Raw genomic sequence first — 17,885 nt, forward strand, 5'->3', positions numbered from 1 at the left:
CTGATGTCCGCTATTTAAAATCAAGCGACTCAGCCCAATGTCTCCTTCACTTTTTCCATGATCGTATCGGTAGCGCCAATACCCGACAGAACATATTGCTCATTTACTTTCCCGGCGCTAATTCTCATTTCCGGGTTTCCAATCCATTGATTCACAATATCTTTGGCAGACTCTACGTCTGACACGGCCACTGCTCCACCTTTTTCTTTGAGATCTACCGCTTCCTGAAACCGGTGGTATCCTTTGTTGCCAAAAACAATGGGTAATCCGAAAGTAGCTGCTTCCAGAATATTGTGAAGGCCCGCACCGAACGAGCCGCCAATGTAAGCCATATCACCATACCTGTACAATGATGACAGCATGCCGATGTTATCAATGATCAGATAGTCAAACTGCTCAGAATCTGTCGTCTTTTGCATTTCAGAATAGAGCAACGACCTGCCTTCCAGACTATTTCGCCAACCGGAAATTTCCTCTTTTTTAATCTCATGCGGAGCAATGATCGCTTTCAATTTGCCTTTTGAACTATTCAAAAGCGGTATCAAAACCTGCATATCCGACGCCCATACCGAGCCTGCCACCATGCATATTTTTTCATTTCTAAAAAGGGCGATTGCGGGTAGGTCGCGGGCATTATCAGCAATGGTTTTAACACGGTCAAACCGGGTGTCACCAGCAATACTGCATGATACAATACCAGCCTTCTGAAGCAATGCTACCGACTGCGCATTTTGCACAAAAATATGGTCAAAGCATTCCAACATTTTACGAAAAAACCCAGCATAGGCCCTAAAAAACACCTGACCAGGCCGAAAAATAGATGAGAAAGATAGAATGTAACTACCGTTTTTTTTGAGCTCAGTCAGGTAATTAAACCAGAATTCATATTTGATAAAAAAGACGATCCGGGGATTAACAATTTGCACAAAACGCCTCGCATTAGCCGATGTATCGAAGGGCAGATAACAGATATAATCCGCGCCGCTATAACTTTTTCGGATCTCGTAACCGGACGGAGAAAAGAAGGTTAGTAAGATAAAATGACCGGGGTACTGGTTTCTGTAAGCCTCCATAACCGGCCTTCCCTGCTCGAATTCGCCCAAAGAAGCCGCATGAAACCATATGACCGGCCTACCGGCAGCGAGGCTTTGAAACGACTTTTCCATGTCATCGATGAGCCCTTTCCTGCCTACCACACCAAGCTTTATTTTCCGGTTAAAAGGTGCAACGAATTGGATTAAAAATGCAAACAGATTGATTGTAAATTGATAAGCGATTTCGACCAAAGGATTCTGATTAAAAGGATATTATAGAAAAATTTAATTTTAAAAACCGCATAGGTCCGCAGTCTTTGGCAGGCTTTTATATTTCTTTTTTCGTTTAAAGAACATAAATGTACAAAAAACCGTTAAAGTGCTGTCGGTATACAGCACCATACGCTATTATTTTGTACTTTCACTGTTCATACGACACATACATAGTCACAGAGAATTTATTTATAATATGATGCGTGTAAAACTTTTACTTTCAGTATCTATTCTGTTTGCACTATCGACAGATATATACGCTCAACGCCGGACAGCGAAGACAGAGGACAGCGAGGAGAGCTATAAATCATTCACTTCTGTGGGAATTACGACTAACACCAACTCAGGGATCCTGGGAGGGGCCGTGTTTCGTCAGTCATCCGCGATATCTTCCAAGCTTTTTGGGAAAAACCAATACAGATACCTGGCGCTGGAACTGGTGAACGTAAAACATCCGAAAGAGCTTTCAACTCAGGATTTTGTAACGGGCGCAAGGCTTGTTTACGGAAAGCAAAATTATTTGTTCGTCCTCAGACCGGAATACGGCCGGGAGCTGACATTGTTCAACAGACATGAAGACGAAGGTATCTCCATCAGCGCAATCGTAGCGGCGGGCCCTTCTTTAGGCCTTGAAAAGCCATACATGGTTCAGTTTCAGACTTCCGATGGTCGTGTGGTGACCGAGCCTTTTGATCCCGTTAAACATGCAGGAAGCTCTCAGACTACGGGTATTGTAGGCGCAGGAAGCTTTTTTCAGGGATTTGGTCAAACGAAAATCGTTCCGGGGCTTCACGTCAAAACAGCTATGAGTTTTGAGCTAAGCGCATTCAGAGAAAATGTGACGGGTGTGGAAATAGGTTTCATTGCGGAAGCATTTTCCAGGAAAATTCAAATTATGGCATTTGCTGAAAACAGGGCTATCTACACATCAGGCTACCTGACCCTTTATTTTGGAAGCAAAAAACGATAATTAATTACTAATTGACTTACCGGCCCTCATTGATCGGTTCGTCAGAGATTACAGATTGATATGATTGAATTACCAGTGATCCCTTCGGAGCGTAAAAAAAGACCCGATTGGTTAAGAGTGAAACTTCCGGCAGGACCTGAATTCAGAAAAGTAAGGCAGCTGGTTGATAATTATAAACTACATACGATTTGTGAGAGCGGGAGCTGCCCGAATATGGGTGAATGCTGGGGCGCGGGTACAGCCACATTCATGATCCTTGGAAATGTTTGTACCAGAAGCTGCAGTTTCTGTGCGGTAGCGACGGGTCGGCCCAATGAATACGATGCCGATGAACCGAGACGTGTGGCGGAGGCGATCAAACTGATGCAGGTTAAACATGCCGTCATTACTTCCGTAAACCGTGATGAATTGAAAGACAGAGGCGCCGAAATATGGTACCAGACTGTGCGGCAGGTGAAGGAAAATACGCCTGAAACTACCATTGAAACATTGATTCCCGATGTAAAAAACAACTGGGATGCGCTGATACATATGATCGAAGCGGGCCAGGAAGTGGTTTCACATAACATGGAAACGGTGGAACGTTTATACCGGTCGGTACGTCCACAGGCGAAATATACAAGAAGCCTGGAACAGATCAAACGGACCAAAGAATTCGGTAAGCGTACCAAATCCGGGATCATGCTTGGCCTGGGTGAAACCATCGAAGAAGTTCACAAGGCAATGGATCATCTGGTAGAGAATGGTCTTGATATCCTTACATTGGGACAATACCTGCAGCCTACCAAAATGCACCATGAAGTGATCGAATGGATCACGCCGGAAATGTTTGAAAACTACAAAGAGGAAGGCCTGAAAAGAGGGTTGAAATATGTAGAATCAGGCCCGCTGGTGCGTTCCAGCTACCATGCAGAACGTCACGTGAATGTTCCGATCTAGACATTGATTTTGTAAAACATAAATTAAAAACCCTGCTTATAGAAAGTAAGCAGGGTTTTTAATTTAACAGAAATCTCAGTTGCATTCAAACCCAATAGACTAAGCCTGCTTTTTCCATGATTTTAATTTGGTTAATGTCTTAAAAAAATTCAATTTTGTTTTTTAATCCATACACTAATAGCACAGTTCCAGACGGAATTAACCATTAATATTTTTTCATTTATGCCATACTTATTCACCTCGGAGTCCGTATCTGAAGGACATCCTGACAAGGTAGCCGATCAAATATCAGATGCTTTAATTGACAATTTTTTAGCTTGGGATACCAATAGTAAAGTAGCCTGCGAAACATTGGTAACTACCGGACAGGTGGTACTTGCCGGAGAAGTGAAAACCAATACTTACCTTGACGTGCAGAAAATTACGCGTGAAGTCATCAGAAAAATTGGTTACACGAAGAGTGAATACATGTTTGAAGCCAATTCCTGCGGAATTTTATCAGCCATTCATGATCAGAGCGAAGACATTAACCAAGGTGTTGACAGAGCGGTTGCTTCTGAGAGTTTCGAAGAAAAAGCAAATGCACAAGGTGCTGGTGACCAGGGGATGATGTTCGGCTATGCAACGCGTGAAACTGAGAACTACATGCCGCTTGCATTGGATCTTGCCCACAAGATTCTTCAGGAAATGTCTTTTATCCGCAATAACGAGTCCAGCCTGATACCTTACCTTCGCCCAGACGCGAAATCACAGGTGACGATCGAATACAGCGACGAGAACGTGCCATTGCGCATTGACACGATTGTGGTTTCCACGCAGCACGATGACTTCGATTCGGAGGCTACCATGCTCGCTAAAATAAAGGCCGACGTGATCAACATTGTGATCCCGCGCGTGAAAGCAAAACTTACTCCTGAATTACAGCAGCTTTTCTCGGGAGACATTACCTTCCACATCAATCCTACCGGAAAATTTGTGATCGGTGGCCCGCACGGGGATACCGGATTAACTGGCCGTAAAATCATTGTAGATACCTATGGCGGAAAAGGTGCGCACGGTGGTGGTGCATTCTCAGGTAAAGATCCTTCCAAAGTAGACCGTTCTGCGGCGTATGCGACCCGTCACATTGCTAAAAACATGGTTGCGTCAGGCCTTTGCGATGAAGTACTCGTTCAGGTTTCTTACGCGATCGGTGTGGCTCAGCCATGTGGTTTGTACGTCAATACTTATGGTACATCCAAAGTAGCAGGTAATGATGGTGAAATTGCTTCGAAGATCGGAGAGATTTTTGACCTTCGTCCCTATGCGATCGAGCAACGCTTGAAACTGCGTAACCCTATTTATTCCGAAACTGCTGCTTACGGTCACATGGGCCGTAAAAATGAGATCGTTAAGAAATCATTCAAAGGAGCAAACGGTGAGGAAAAAGAAGTTGAAGTTGAATTGTTTACATGGGAAAAACTTGATTTTGTTGATGCGATCAAATCAAAGTTTGCGCTGTAAATCTTCCTGGATATGATGAAATAAGGCCGGTCAGTCACCGGTCTTATTTTTTATTTTATCCAAACATTAATTTTGTTCTGAAAGTTGCCATTTTTGCGGAATTATAATCTAAAGAATCAACTAATCTTTACCTTTAACTAATAAATCCAGAATACTACCGTTCCTAAGGAGCCGAGTAAAAATTCCATTAAACGATCCCGACGCATCTCCCTATCTATGAAATATCAGAAAATAAAATTTAATAATGTTGAAAAAAGCACCTTTTTCCCTACACTCCGACAGCGTGTAGATCAGCATTTCTCCGCAAACAATTTATGTAAGTCGGGCGGGAAGAAGATCATTTATAAGGCCTTTTTCATGCTAAGCCTGTATCTAATTCCTTATCTGTTAATTCTCTCTGGTTATTTTTCGGGTCTTGCCATGTTCGCGCTGGCCATTATCATGGGCTTTGGCGTGGCGGGAGTGGGAATGTCCGTCATGCACGACGCGATCCACGGTTCACTGGCAACTTCTAATATTCTGAACAAATTTTTCGGGGCTTCCATTTACCTGCTCGGCGGCAATGCTTACAATTGGGAAGTACAACATAACAGGTTACACCACACATACACCAACATTCACGAAGTTGACGAAGACATTACGGGTAAATTCCTGCTTCGGTTATCATTTCAGGAGAAACAAAAGAGCATTCACCGTTTCCAGCACATTTACGCCTTTTTTCTGTATAGTCTGATGACTTTTTCGTTTCTGTGGAAGGATTTTAAGGAGATCTCTCTTTTTAACAAAATGTCCAAAACAGGGATGACCAAACCCTTTCCAAAAAGAGAACTGGTGAAGCTCGTGGCTACCAAGCTTGCCTACGTGGTCTTTATCGCGGTTATCCCGCTTTATTTTACCTCAATAACGTTTGGAGAATGGACCATCGGCTTTTTTGCGATGCATTGCACTGCTGGAATGATCCTGAGTACCGTGTTTCAAATGGCACATGTGGTGGAAGGTGTAGAACAGCCAGAACCTAATTGCAGAGGCTGCGTAGAAAACGCCTGGGCGGTGCACCAGCTGCAAACTACTTCAAACTTTGCCGGGAAAAACCGTTTTTTATCATGGTATATCGGCGGGCTGGACTATCAGATTGAACATCATTTATTCCCTTCTATTTCCCATATCCATTACCATGCATTGTCTCCGATTGTGCGGGAAACTGCGATCGAATTTGGATTGGATTACAATGCCAAGGCAAATTTCGCCGACGCGCTTGGTTCTCACATCCGAATGCTGAAAAGTATGGGCGCCAGATAGCCCATACCGTCTGTCTTCTATTATTGCGCCTGTTCTTCCAGTTCGCTTTCCCGGGCAAGCCGTTCTATCATTTTCATCTTCTCAAAGTTTTTGGGTCTTGAAAAGAATGTATAAATGGCCGGGATCACATATAATGTCAGGACCAGCGAAAACAACAGTCCTCCCATAATCACAATACCCATCGACATCCTGCTTTTACCTGCGGAACCGAGCGCCATCGCAATCGGTAAGGCTCCGAGAACAGTAGCAAGACTAGTCATCAAAATAGGCCTGAAACGCAGCGTTGCAGCTTCCAATGCAGCCTCACTCACGCTCCTTCCCTGTTCCCGAAGCTGATTCGCAAATTCTACGATCAAAATTCCGTTTTTAGTCACTAAACCAATCAGCATGATCATTCCGATCTGGCTGAAAATATTCAATGTCTGGTCAAAATACCACAATGAGAACACCGCGCCGCCAATCGCTAGCGGTACCGTGAACATGATGATAAACGGATCGATGAAACTTTCAAACTGCGCCGCAAGGATAAAATAGATCAATACCAATGCTAAAAAGAACGAGAACATCGTATTCGAAGAGCTTTCCGCGTAATCCCTCGACGATCCACTCAAAGCTGTCTGAATAGACTCGTCTCTGAGCTTATCCCTGATCCGGTCCATGGCCGCAATTCCGTCACCGACGGTTTTTCCAGGCGCCAGCGCTGCCTGCACAGTGGCGCTCATGTAACGGTTGTAATGGAAGAGCTGCGGCGGGCTGCTTTCCTCTTCCGCCTTCACAATGTTGTCCAGCTGCACCAAATTGCCATTACTCGTTTTGACAAACATACTTTTCAAGTCTAACGGCTCATCACGGTTGACACGATCATACTGTCCTATCACCTGGTACTGCCGGCCATTCATGGTAAAATAGCCAAAACGCTGCCCTGCAAAAGCCAGCTGCATGGTTTGCGCAACATCCTGAACAGAAACGCCCAATGACTTGGCCTTCTCCCTGTCAATCCGGATCTGGATTTCCGGCTTGCTGAATTTCAGGTTAACGTCTGTAATCGCGAATGTGGGATCATTAGAAGCCTCCTCCATGAATTTGGGAAGGTACTCCCGCAGTTTTTCAAAATCAGGTGCCTGAATGACATACTGGATCGGTAAGCCGCCCCGGGAGTCCACAGATATCGTCTGCTGCTGTACCACGAAAGCCTTCGCGTCCGGCATCTGTTTCAGTTTTTTATTGATATAATCCGCAATCTCCTGTTGCGATTCTTTACGAAACTTCTTGTCTACCAATGCGATCCGGCCACTTCCCGTATTGGCTGCTCCAAGACCGGAGTTACCAGGCGAAGTAATCAACATCAGTCCTTTCCGGCCTGGCATCGAATCCATGAGCATATCACTCACATTCTTTACGTATCTATCGGTAAATTCAAAGGAAGAACCCTCAGGTGCCGTCATATTGATACGGAACCAGTTGCGATCGTCGAGCGGTGCCAGCTCCGATTGCAGGTCTTTTCCAAAAAACCAGATCATGCCTACTGTGATCAACACAATCGGAACGGCGACCCAGCGCATTTTGAGAAACTGACCCAGCGCATTGCCATAGTTCTCTGTAATTTTCTCAAAAAACGGCTCTGTCTTCTCATAGAACCAGCTCTTTTTGTGCGTTTTACGAACCAGGTAAGCATTCAACATCGGCGTTAATGTCAGCGAAACGAATGCGGAGATCAAAACAGCAGCGGAGATCACGATACCAAATTCCCGAAAGAGCTTTCCGACAAAACCTTCCATAAAAATCACCGGAAGAAAAACCGACGCTAGTGTGATGGAGGTTGACAAAACCGCGAAAATGATCTCATTAGCACCCTTTATGGCCGCCTCAATGGGGCCCATACCTTGCTCTATCTTCTTGAAAATATTCTCCGTGACCACAATACCATCATCCACGACCAGTCCGGTTGCCAGTACGATCGCCAGCAACGTGAGCACATTGATCGAAAATCCCATGATATACATCACGAAAAACGTCCCGATCAGCGACACCGGAATATCGATCAACGGCCGAAAAGCAATAAGCCAGTCGCGAAAAAACAGGTAGATAATGATCACCACTAGGATAATCGCGATCAGCAATGTTTCTCCAACTTCTTCGATAGACCTCTCCACAAAAATCGTATTGTCGATCAATGTGTCCAGCTCGTAATCCTTCGGCAGCTCCCTTTTGATATCTGCCATCCGTTTGTTGACCTCCTCGGCAATGTTGAGATAGTTGGCACCTGGCATCGGCGATATCGCCAGACCGATCATCGGCACATTATCCAGCCTCAAAATCGTCTCTTCATTCTCAGGGCCCAGCTGAGCGTACCCAAGATCCTTTAAATGAATGGTTTGTGTAGCAGAATTCTTAATGATCAGCTCATTAAAATCCTCTTCTGTACGAAACCTGCCAATGGTCTTGACCGTCAGTTCCGTGTTATCCCCGGCGATTTTACCACTTGGCAGCTCCACATTTTCCTTATCCAGCGCCACTTTTACATCTTGGGTAGTAATACCCAATGCAGCCATTTTCACTGGGTCCATCCAGATGCGCATCGCGTATTTTTTCTGACCGAAAATCCGTATCTCACTCACGCCCTCAATGGTTTGCAGGCGCTGCGCGATCACATTTTCGGCATAGTCACTCACTTCAAGGTGCGACCTGGTATCACTTTTAAATGTCAGTACAATGATCGGTTCCGAGTTGGCATCCGCCTTCGCTACCACCGGCGGGCCATCAATATCGAGTGGTAAGGTCCTGGAAGCGGAGCCTACTTTGTCCCTTACATCATTGGCAGCACGTTCCATATCCACACCAATGTCGAATTCCACGGTGATTTGACTGGTTCCCTGGCTGCTGGTGGAGTTAATGGACTTAATCCCTTCGATACTGTTGAGTTGCTTTTCCAGCGGCTCGGTGATCTGGGATTCGATAATGTCTGCGTTGGCACCGGTGTAACTCGTTCGTATGGACACTACCGGTGGATCAATGGAAGGAAACTCCCGCATCCCCAGGAATTTATAACCCAAAAACCCGAAAAGGATGATCAGCAGGTTCATGACAATCGCAAGGACCGGCCGCTTGATAGAGAGAGTTGAAATACTCATAATGGAGAATGAATGTGGTTGCTCAATTCACCTTAACTGGGGTGTTGGCCTTAATGGCGATGATGCCGGAAGTGATCAATGAGTCACCGGGCTGTAATCCTTCGATTACCTGAATTTTTTTATCAGTTCTGAGGCCGGTAGTAACCATCACCTCCTTTGCTTTTCCGTTTTTAACCAAAAAGACTTTTTTACCTTTCAAAACAGGCACAATAGCCTCAGTAGGAATCATCATTGCCTTTTTGTTAGCATCCAGGTCTGCCAGAATCTTGACAAACATGCCGGGGAAAAACCGGCCGTCGGGATTTTGTGCAATAGCCCGCACCCGTAATGTCCGCAGATTTTCGTCCACCTTCGGGTCCACTGCCAGAATCCGCGCATTGAAAGTAGAAGGATCTCCGTCCAGGTTAAACTTGACCACATTCCCAACTTTGATGTTCGGGGTATATTTTTCGGGAACCGTGAAATCAATTTTGACTGGATTGCTCTGAACAATGGTTACGATGGGCGTACCCGGTGACATATATGCACCTTCGCTAATGAACTTAAGTCCTATTTTGCCGCTGAAAGGTGCGCGGATCTCTGTTTTAGCGAGCTGTGCCTCAATCACTTCCCGCTCTGCTTCCAGCACCCTGATGTTGTTCGAAGTCACATCGTATTCTTCCAGGTTAATGGCTTCTACATTCAAAAGCTTCTTCTGGCGGGCTTCTATTTTTTTACTAAGCTCCTGATTGTAAGTTACTTTTTGCAGCTGCGCTCTCAATTCCCTATCATTGATCTTCGCAATAAGCTGGCCTTTGGTAATATATGCGCCTTCCTGAATATCCAGCTTGATCAGTTTACCCGAAGTTTCAGCCATCAGGTTTACCTCTTCATTGGGCAAAACCGTTCCGGAGGCGAAAATCTGATTTTCAATCGTTTCTCTGTCAACGACATATACATTGACTGGCACAGCGCCACCACCCGAGCCTGCACTTTTCCCTTCGGCTCCTTTTTTTACTTCCGAGGGTTTATCTTTCCCCGGTTTTGAGAACACAAAAAGTTTCCCCAAAATCAGGATGATGATAATTCCTCCAACCAACATAATGGTACGCATAGATCAATTAAAAATAAATTTCGTTCAAATAGAAAACTAATAAATTATATTTCTGTAATGTGTTAATTAAAGATACTTCATATTGTACAAAGCGGCAATTAGTTAGTTTTATACTTTTCCGGTAATCCTTCTTTCTAGTCACCATTGGATTTTCAATACGCCCTTTGGATAATCTGTTTGTAATAAATTCTCCGTTTCGCTTACATTTATTATTGTCTGAAACATTTCTTCATCTGGCTACAATGAAAATACCTCCAAAGCCACTCGGCTACTTACTTACACTCATTATCTTATTTTTAACTATGCACACTAGTGGTCAGAATATTATCAAAACTTATGACAATCAATGGAAAACCGTTGAGGCTTATCAAACAAAAGGCTTGCCCAAGTCTGCCCTGGAAGAGGTAAAAAAGATCTACCAGCTTGCTAAAAATGAAAAACAGGACGCCCAGGTGATCAAGGCGGCTGTTTTTATGATCAGCCTGCAAACAGAAAATCAGGAGGACAACGCCATTGCCGCTATCCGGGAGCTTGAAAAAGAAGTATCAGCAGCCGCAGAACCAGCAAAATCCATTCTGACAAGCCTGCTCGCGTCCCAGTACTATCATTATTACGAGAACATTCGCTGGCAATTGTACAACCGGACTGCCACTACGGGTTATGCCAAGGAAGATGTCAGTACGTGGGGAACGGAAGATTTTCATCAAAAAATAACGGCTTTATATCTCGCGTCCATTCAACATGATGCGCTGTTGAAAAAAACCAAACTGGAACAGTATGAGGCGATTATTACGAAAGGTAATGTAAGAAAGCTCCGCCCCACGCTTTATGATCTGCTTGTTTTTACGGCGCTCCCCTACTTTTCGTCAGACGAGCGGAACATTAAGAAACCTGCCTATGCATTTGAAATCAACACCGCATCCGCATTTGATCCGGCGGCTGATTTCATTCACCGGAAGTTTGAAACGAAGGATTCCACGTCGCTCGAATTTTACGCATTACAGTTATACCAGCGGTTAATTGCTTTTCATATTAACGATCCGCAACCTGACGCGCTGATCGATGCGGACATTCAAAGGATCCAATATGTGAAGCAAAAATCTGTTCATCCAGATGCTAATGAGCTTTACTTCATGGCTATCAATCAAGTGGCCGAACAGTACCAATCGACGCCAGCGGCCGCGCATGCGTGGTTTTTAAAAGCAGCGTGGTATCAAGAACGTGGTAGTTCATTTAAGGTCAGTGGAGATACTACCAATCGCCTTGAACTGGTAGAAGCGGCAAGAATTTGCGAAAAAATCACAAAAGAAAACCCGGACACAGAAGGCGGTAATAATGCCTATAATTTGTTGAATTTGCTTCGGCAGAAAGAACTTCAATTTTCAGTCGAAAGTATCAACATTCCAGACAAGCCTTTTCTCGCTTTTATAGAGTTTAAGAACTTCACAAAACTGTATCTCAGACTTATCAGGTACACGGATGAGATCAGTTTCAAAAATCGGCAAAACGATATCCGTGAAACCTGGAAACTATTGGTAAAAGCTCCACCAATCAGAAACTGGGAGCAAAACCTGCCTAATACGAAAGATTACCAGAAACATGCTGTCGAGATAAAAGTGGATGCGTTGCCCGTAGGTCAATATGTACTGCTCGCGAGTTCAAATAGCGATTTTAGTGAAAACAAAGCAATTGTCGGCGCGAGAGTGTTGTATGTCAGTAACATCAGTTACGTGCGAAAAGAGGACGATTACTTTGTACTAAACAGAGATACTGGCAAACCGCTGGCGAAAGCAAGTGTAAGAGTGTGGCTAAGCAATTATGATTATAAATCAAGGAGTTACAAAAAAGAAAAAGGGCCTCATTACGTAACAAACGAAAGTGGCCATTTCAGCAATAAAATCATTGATGAGAACAAAAGAGTAGACGACCAGATCCTGGAAATTACGCACGAAAAGGATAAGCTTTTTACTGAGGATCCGATTACCACTTTCTATTTTGATGAGGAAAGTAACGACGCCACAAGTAATGAAACAACATCCATTTATCTCTTCACCGACCGAAGTTTGTATCGCCCTGGACAAACTATTTATTACAAAGGACTAGTGGGCTTAGGCAATGCCGTATTAAAAGACCAAAAGCGAAAAATTGATATTGTTCTGCAAGACGCAAATGGTGAATCCATTGAAAAGGTAACGAAGACTGTCAACGAATACGGAAGCTTTTCAGGCTCATTTGTACTTCCACAAGGCACATTAAACGGACAATTCTCTATCAAAGCAGACGATGAGCATACGGTTCACTTTCAAGTGGAAGAATACAAAAGACCCAAATTCCTGGTGCAATTCGATACGTTGAACAATTCTTACAAACTAAATGACACTATTAAAATCGCGGGCATAGCCACGGCTTACGCAGGGAACCAGATTGACGGCGCGAAAGTGTCTTATCGGGTGGTGCGGAATGCGAGATTTCCTTATTACGGGCGTTCGTATAAATGGTGGAACCGGCCTTTGATGAGCGAAAGTCAGGAATTGGCACATGGCGAGACGATAACCGATGCATTAGGCCGGTTTGATGTCAGCTTCGTAGCACTACCGGATAAAAAAACGGATAAGAAACTCGATCCGGTTTTCAATTACACCATTTATGCTAATGTGACAGATTCAAATGGTGAGACCAGAAGCGCAGAAACGGTCGTTTCGGTTGGCTACAAATCAGTTATCCTAAAATCTGACATTCCTGAAAAGCTTGCAGCCGATAGTCTTAAAAACCTGTCCGTCCACATGGAAAATATGAACGGGAAATTTGTTTCCTCCGAGCTGAATGTTAAAATCACCAGGCTGATTCCCGAAAAAAGATTGATCCGCGAACGTTACTGGGAGCGGCCGGATCTGTTTGTCATGACTAAAACCGAATTCGTAACTCATTTTCCGAACGATGAATACAATGATGAAACTGAAATGGAGACCTGGCCAGAACAGGATATAGTGGCTCAAAAAACCGCGCGGCCCGCCGAAAATCAGAGATTCCCTTTGACAAATAAATTCGAACCGGGTTTTTATAAGATTGAAATCAATGCAAAGGATGAAAACAACGAAGAAGTTAGCGATGTGAAATACATTGAGCTCACTGATCCTAAAGGAAGTAAACTTCTACAACCCCAATATCTGGAAATAGGAAGCAGTTCGTCCATTGAACCAGGCGAAACGACATCGATCCACCTGGCGACTTCGGCTGATGATCTTTTCATTATAGGTAATTCCAATAAAAAACCGCTATCAAAGGAATATTGGTATTTCAACCTGAATAACCAGAAAAAAACGCTGAATTTCTCGGCGACAGAAGCTGACCGCGGCGGATTTGGAGTTTCCTACATGTTTGTGAAGCACAACCGCATTTACCAGCATCAGGAAGTGATCGAAGTTCCATGGACGAATAAAGATCTAAAAATCACGTATAAAACATTCCGCGACAAAACATTGCCGGGCAGCAAGGAAACGTGGGAAATCAGGATAGCAGGTTACAAAAAAGACAAAATTGCTGCGGAAATGCTGGCTGGCATGTACGACGCGTCGCTCGACCAATTTTATCAGCATCAATGGACGAAGCCCAACCCTTGGCCAGTTTCTCCGGATATAGCCCCGTGGAATGGTGCCGGAAACTTTGTTTCGAAGGATGCCGAAATACTCGACTTATCGTTCAATTCTTACAAGAGCTTTGACAAGAGATATGATCAGTTGCTGGGTGCATATTCTCTCATAAATTATGCACGCGGAGGTGGCGGTGGAAGGAATGTGCGTAATAGGATGATGATGCAATCGGGCAACCCTGTTAGTAAAAAAGGCGTTACGACAGAAGATGGCATCATGTACGCTGAACCGATGTCAGCACCGATGGAGGAAAAATCGGCAGTAATAGCGGGTAAGACCCGCTCAGAGGAACCAGAACAAAAAGCTGAAAAACAATCTGAAAACGCACCTTCAATCCGCAAAAACTTCAACGAAACCGCATTCTTTTTCCCAGACCTGAAAACCGACGAAAATGGGGACATTTCATTCTCATTCACTATGCCCGAGGCATTGACCCGGTGGAAATTTCAGGCGCTGGCACATACCAAAGACCTTGCACTGGGATATAGCAGCAAGGAAATAGTAACCCAGAAAGAGCTGATGGTACAACCTAATGCGCCGCGTTTTCTGAGGGAAGGCGATCAGCTGGGCTTTCCCGCGAAAGTCGTAAACCTGACTGATCATGCTTTGACTGGTACAGTTTCGCTTCAATTGATGGATTCAGAGACGAATCTGAGCATCAATGATCTGTTCAAGAATGCAGTAGCCGAGAAATCCTTCGAAATTCAAGCCGGACAAAGCAGTACCATACCTTTTCCGATTGAAATACCAAAAGAATACACCAAAGCGGTCACTTGGCGGGTGGTGGCCAAATCGGGCAACCTGTCGGACGGAGAAGAGAACATTTTGCCCGTGCTGTCCAACCGAATGCTGGTTACGGAAAGCCTGCCGATAGCGACTCGCGGCGCGGGAACCCGGAATTTCAAGTTCGAAAAACTGCTCAATTCTGGAAGCTCGCAAACATTGAAAAGTAAATCGCTGACCGTAGAATATACCAGTAATCCTGCCTGGTATGCGGTTCAGGCATTGCCCTATTTGATGGAATACCCTTACGAATGTGCGGAACAGACGTGGAACAGGTACTATGCGAATGCGCTCGCAACACATATCGCAGGCAGCAGCCCTCGCATTGCCAAGGTTTTTGAGAAGTGGCGCACCACAGACACCACTGCGCTGATGAGTAATTTGCAAAAAAACCAAGAGCTAAAATCGTTATTGCTGGAAGAAACGCCGTGGGTACTGGCTGCCAAAACGGAGGCTGAGCAAAAAAAGAACATTGCCCTGCTATTTGATCTCGTCAGAATGAGCAACGAACTGACGACCAGCCTGGACAAACTCGTACAACTGCAAAGTTCCAATGGTGGTTTTGTGTGGTTCAAAGGCGGACCAGATGACCGGTACATGACCCAGTACATTGTTTCAGGAATCGGACATTTGAAAAAAATCAATGCGCTGCCCAAAGAGCATAAAAAAAAGATCAATAACATTCTTGAAAAGGCGGTTCCCTATCTCAGTAAACTGTTTAAGGAAGATTATGACCGGCTTGTGAAATCGAAAGCGAACCTGAAAGAAGTCGTACCCGGTCCTTTTGAGTTGCAGTTTCTATATATGCGAAGCTTCTTTCCGGAGTTACCAGTCCCGGCAGAAATGGTGAAAGCATACAACTATTACCGTGAAAGGGCTAAGCTGACATGGGTAGGCCAATCCAAATATTTACAGGGATTAACTGCCTTGTCGCTGCACAGAACGGGGGAAACCATTGTCCCGAAATCGATCTTGAAATCATTGAAAGAAACTGCCATTAACAATGAAGAATTGGGAATGTACTGGAAAAGCAACCAGCGCGGCTGGTGGTGGTATGAAGCTCCGATAGAGCGGCAGGCTTTGCTGATCGAGGCTTTTCAGGAAATAGGAAATAATGCCCAAACTGTCAATGACCTCAAAACATGGTTATTGAAAAACAAGCAAACCAATAATTGGGAAAGCACCAAAGCCACCGCGGAGGCCTGCTATGCATTGCTGCTGAACGGATCAGATTGGCTGTCCGAAGAACCGGCGGTGACGATTAAACTGGGAGCTACTACATTGCAACAGAACGACCAGGCAGCGGAAACAGGGACGGGATATTTCAAAAAAATCATTGAGGCAGCCGATGTTAAGACTGAAATGGGCAACATTCAAATTGTAACCAGTGGAAAGGAAGGGACTTTAAGCCAACCTGGCTGGGGCGCAGTTTACTGGCAGTATTTTGAAGATCTTGACAAAATTTCAATGGCCGAAACACCTTTGAAACTCTCGAAGAAGTTGTTTCTGGAAAAAAATTCTGACAACGGCCCGGTACTTTCCCCAGTCAAAAACGGAGACATGCTGAGCGTTGGTGATAAAATAAAAGTGCGCGTAGAGCTGCGTGCGGACAGAGACATGGAATATGTCCACATGAAAGATATGCGTGCGTCCGGTCTGGAACCCGTTAATGTACTGAGTGGTTTTAAATGGCAGGACGGGCTTGGTTACTACGAAAGCACGAAAGATGCAAGTACCAATTTCTTTTTCAGTGCATTAAGAAAGGGTACTTATGTATTTGAATATCCACTCTTTGTAACGCACGAGGGAGATTTCAGCAACGGTATCACCAGCATTCAATGCATGTATGCGCCGGAATTTTCGGCTCATAGTGAGGGTGTCAGGATTAAAGTGGTGAAGAAGTAGGAGGTGGAAAAATCTACGCGGCAACCGCATTCTGAATTTTCCTGATAGCCTCTGCAAACGCATCCATATCTTCCCGGTCCCCCAACATGGCATGCTGTAAAATCCAGACAGCGTCGGTACTACATGCTTGCTCAGCAACGGGACAGTTCACCTGGCTGTAGTCTGCGCTTTCCGGGATCGCATAGCACATGAAGTTCTTGTTTTGAAAAAGCGGCTGCCGATACAGCGGCTGTGGATAACCTTTAAAGGAAGGCACACCCTCAGCCGCCAGCATTTCAGCGAAACTGTCTTTGGGTAACCCTCCGAATTTTGCCAAATCGTATTTGAAAATATAAATGTGATAGCAATGTAAGGTTATGGATTCGTTACGCTGCAATGGCGTGATACCCTCTATATTTTCCAATAGCTGGTTCAGATATAAGCCGTTTTCGTTTCTACGCCGGGTCTGCGCTTCCAGTCTTTTCAGCTGATTTGAAAGTAGCACCGCCTGCATTTGCGTGATCCTGTAATTGCAGCCCGGATTATAATGTTCGTACCATTGCCCGCCTTCAATCCGTCCCACATTCCGCAATGAATGCATCATCGCATACAATTCATCGTCATCGGTGATCACAATGCCACCTTCTCCTGACGTAAGATTTTTGGAAGATTGAAAGCTAAAACTGCCCACATGACCTATTGAGCCCAGTTTTTTTCCTTTGTACTCCGCCCCGTGCGCGTGAGCGGAGTCTTCAATAACTTTCAGCCCGTAACGGTTTGCAATGTCCATGATCGCGTCCATATCACAAGCCAGCCCTCCAAAATGAACAGGAATAATGGCTTTGGTCCTGGGTGTAATCGCGGCTTCAATCGCGGCTGGACTGATGTTGTAAGTCTCAGGATCAATGTCGACAAACACCGGTACACAATTACATTCAATAACCGATGAAGCAGTCGTAATGAAGGTATAAGGTGGCACAATGATCTCGTCACCGGGCTTCACGCCGCAGGCTATCAGTGCCAGCCGCAATGAAACGGAACCATTGACGCACGTTATCGCATATTTACTTCCGCAGTAAGCGGCAAATTCATTTTCAAACTTTGCTACCTGATCGCCGCAGTCCGGGTTGCCCCATTTACCGCTTCGCACAATTTCAGCAACAGCATTCACTTCCTCCTCGTCGTACACAGGCCATGGAAAAGCCTTATTGACTGTTTTATCTCCTCCGTTAATTGCCAGTTTCTGGTCCATCTCCATTGCTTTCATGAGTATTGCGCTGTGATCATGTTTTCATTTATACTAGGCAAAATCTTTTTCAGGCTATT

9 protein-coding genes are annotated in these 17,885 nt (G+C 44.7%); 5 read left to right on the forward strand and 4 right to left on the reverse strand.

The window, feature by feature from the left end:
• Positions 1-29 precede the first annotated feature (29 nt).
• Positions 30-1,286: a glycosyltransferase N-terminal domain-containing protein gene (locus ABIO93_RS13920; RefSeq protein WP_348068597.1), complete on the reverse strand. Its 1,257-nt coding sequence runs from the start codon at positions 1,284-1,286 to the stop codon at positions 30-32.
• 217 nt (positions 1,287-1,503) lie between these two features.
• Between ABIO93_RS13920 and ABIO93_RS13925 the strand changes: the two genes are divergently transcribed.
• The 4 genes from ABIO93_RS13925 (at position 1,504) to ABIO93_RS13940 (ending at position 6,018) form a co-directional block, all read left to right on the forward strand.
• Positions 1,504-2,277 carry a hypothetical protein gene (locus ABIO93_RS13925; protein ID WP_348068599.1) on the forward strand — a complete coding sequence of 258 codons (774 nt, stop codon included), beginning with the start codon at positions 1,504-1,506 and terminating at the stop codon, positions 2,275-2,277.
• Positions 2,278-2,337: 60 nt separating this feature from the next.
• On the forward strand, positions 2,338-3,216 hold the full coding sequence (lipA, locus tag ABIO93_RS13930; protein ID WP_348068601.1) for a lipoyl synthase: 879 nt from the start codon (positions 2,338-2,340) through the stop codon (positions 3,214-3,216).
• 222 nt (positions 3,217-3,438) lie between these two features.
• Positions 3,439-4,719 (forward strand): methionine adenosyltransferase, encoded by a 1,281-nt coding sequence (gene metK, locus ABIO93_RS13935; protein WP_348068603.1) that lies wholly within the window; start codon positions 3,439-3,441, stop codon positions 4,717-4,719.
• A gap of 216 nt (positions 4,720-4,935) precedes the next feature.
• Complete coding sequence (locus ABIO93_RS13940) at positions 4,936-6,018, forward strand: acyl-CoA desaturase (RefSeq protein WP_348068605.1); 1,083 nt, start codon at positions 4,936-4,938, stop codon at positions 6,016-6,018.
• Between the two features lie 20 nt (positions 6,019-6,038).
• Here the strand turns inward: ABIO93_RS13940 and ABIO93_RS13945 are convergent, their stop codons facing one another.
• Both ABIO93_RS13945 and ABIO93_RS13950 read right to left on the reverse strand, forming a co-directional pair.
• Positions 6,039-9,149, reverse strand: a complete 3,111-nt coding sequence (locus tag ABIO93_RS13945) for an efflux RND transporter permease subunit (RefSeq protein ID WP_348068607.1) — start codon at positions 9,147-9,149, stop codon at positions 6,039-6,041.
• A 22-nt stretch (positions 9,150-9,171) separates the two neighbouring features.
• The gene (locus ABIO93_RS13950; RefSeq protein ID WP_348068609.1) at positions 9,172-10,242 is read right to left on the reverse strand and encodes an efflux RND transporter periplasmic adaptor subunit; all 1,071 of its coding nucleotides are present in this window, start codon (positions 10,240-10,242) and stop codon (positions 9,172-9,174) included.
• 302 nt (positions 10,243-10,544) lie between these two features.
• Between ABIO93_RS13950 and ABIO93_RS13955 the strand changes: the two genes are divergently transcribed.
• Positions 10,545-16,580: an alpha-2-macroglobulin family protein gene (locus ABIO93_RS13955; protein ID WP_348068611.1), complete on the forward strand. Its 6,036-nt coding sequence runs from the start codon at positions 10,545-10,547 to the stop codon at positions 16,578-16,580.
• 13 nt (positions 16,581-16,593) lie between these two features.
• Here the strand turns inward: ABIO93_RS13955 and ABIO93_RS13960 are convergent, their stop codons facing one another.
• The gene (locus ABIO93_RS13960) at positions 16,594-17,826 is read right to left on the reverse strand and encodes a DegT/DnrJ/EryC1/StrS family aminotransferase (RefSeq protein ID WP_348068613.1); all 1,233 of its coding nucleotides are present in this window, start codon (positions 17,824-17,826) and stop codon (positions 16,594-16,596) included.
• Positions 17,827-17,885: the final 59 nt, after the last annotated feature.

The organism is Dyadobacter sp., assembly GCF_039919315.1.
Taxonomy (GTDB): Bacteria; Bacteroidota; Bacteroidia; order Cytophagales; family Spirosomataceae; genus Dyadobacter.

Excerpts from the sequence above, each read along its gene's own strand:
- ABIO93_RS13925 (WP_348068599.1), top strand. The coding sequence starts at position 1,504 with ATGATGCGTGTAAAACTTTTACTTTCAGTATCTATTCTGTTTGCACTA.
- ABIO93_RS13955 (WP_348068611.1), top strand. The coding sequence starts at position 10,545 with ATGCACACTAGTGGTCAGAATATTATCAAAACTTATGACAATCAATGG.
- metK (WP_348068603.1), top strand. The coding sequence starts at position 3,439 with ATGCCATACTTATTCACCTCGGAGTCCGTATCTGAAGGACATCCTGAC.
- ABIO93_RS13960 (WP_348068613.1), bottom strand. The coding sequence starts at position 17,826 with ATGAAAGCAATGGAGATGGACCAGAAACTGGCAATTAACGGAGGAGAT.
- lipA (WP_348068601.1), top strand. The coding sequence starts at position 2,338 with ATGATTGAATTACCAGTGATCCCTTCGGAGCGTAAAAAAAGACCCGAT.
- ABIO93_RS13945 (WP_348068607.1), bottom strand. The coding sequence starts at position 9,149 with ATGAGTATTTCAACTCTCTCTATCAAGCGGCCGGTCCTTGCGATTGTC.
- ABIO93_RS13940 (WP_348068605.1), top strand. The coding sequence starts at position 4,936 with ATGAAATATCAGAAAATAAAATTTAATAATGTTGAAAAAAGCACCTTT.
- ABIO93_RS13950 (WP_348068609.1), bottom strand. The coding sequence starts at position 10,242 with ATGCGTACCATTATGTTGGTTGGAGGAATTATCATCATCCTGATTTTG.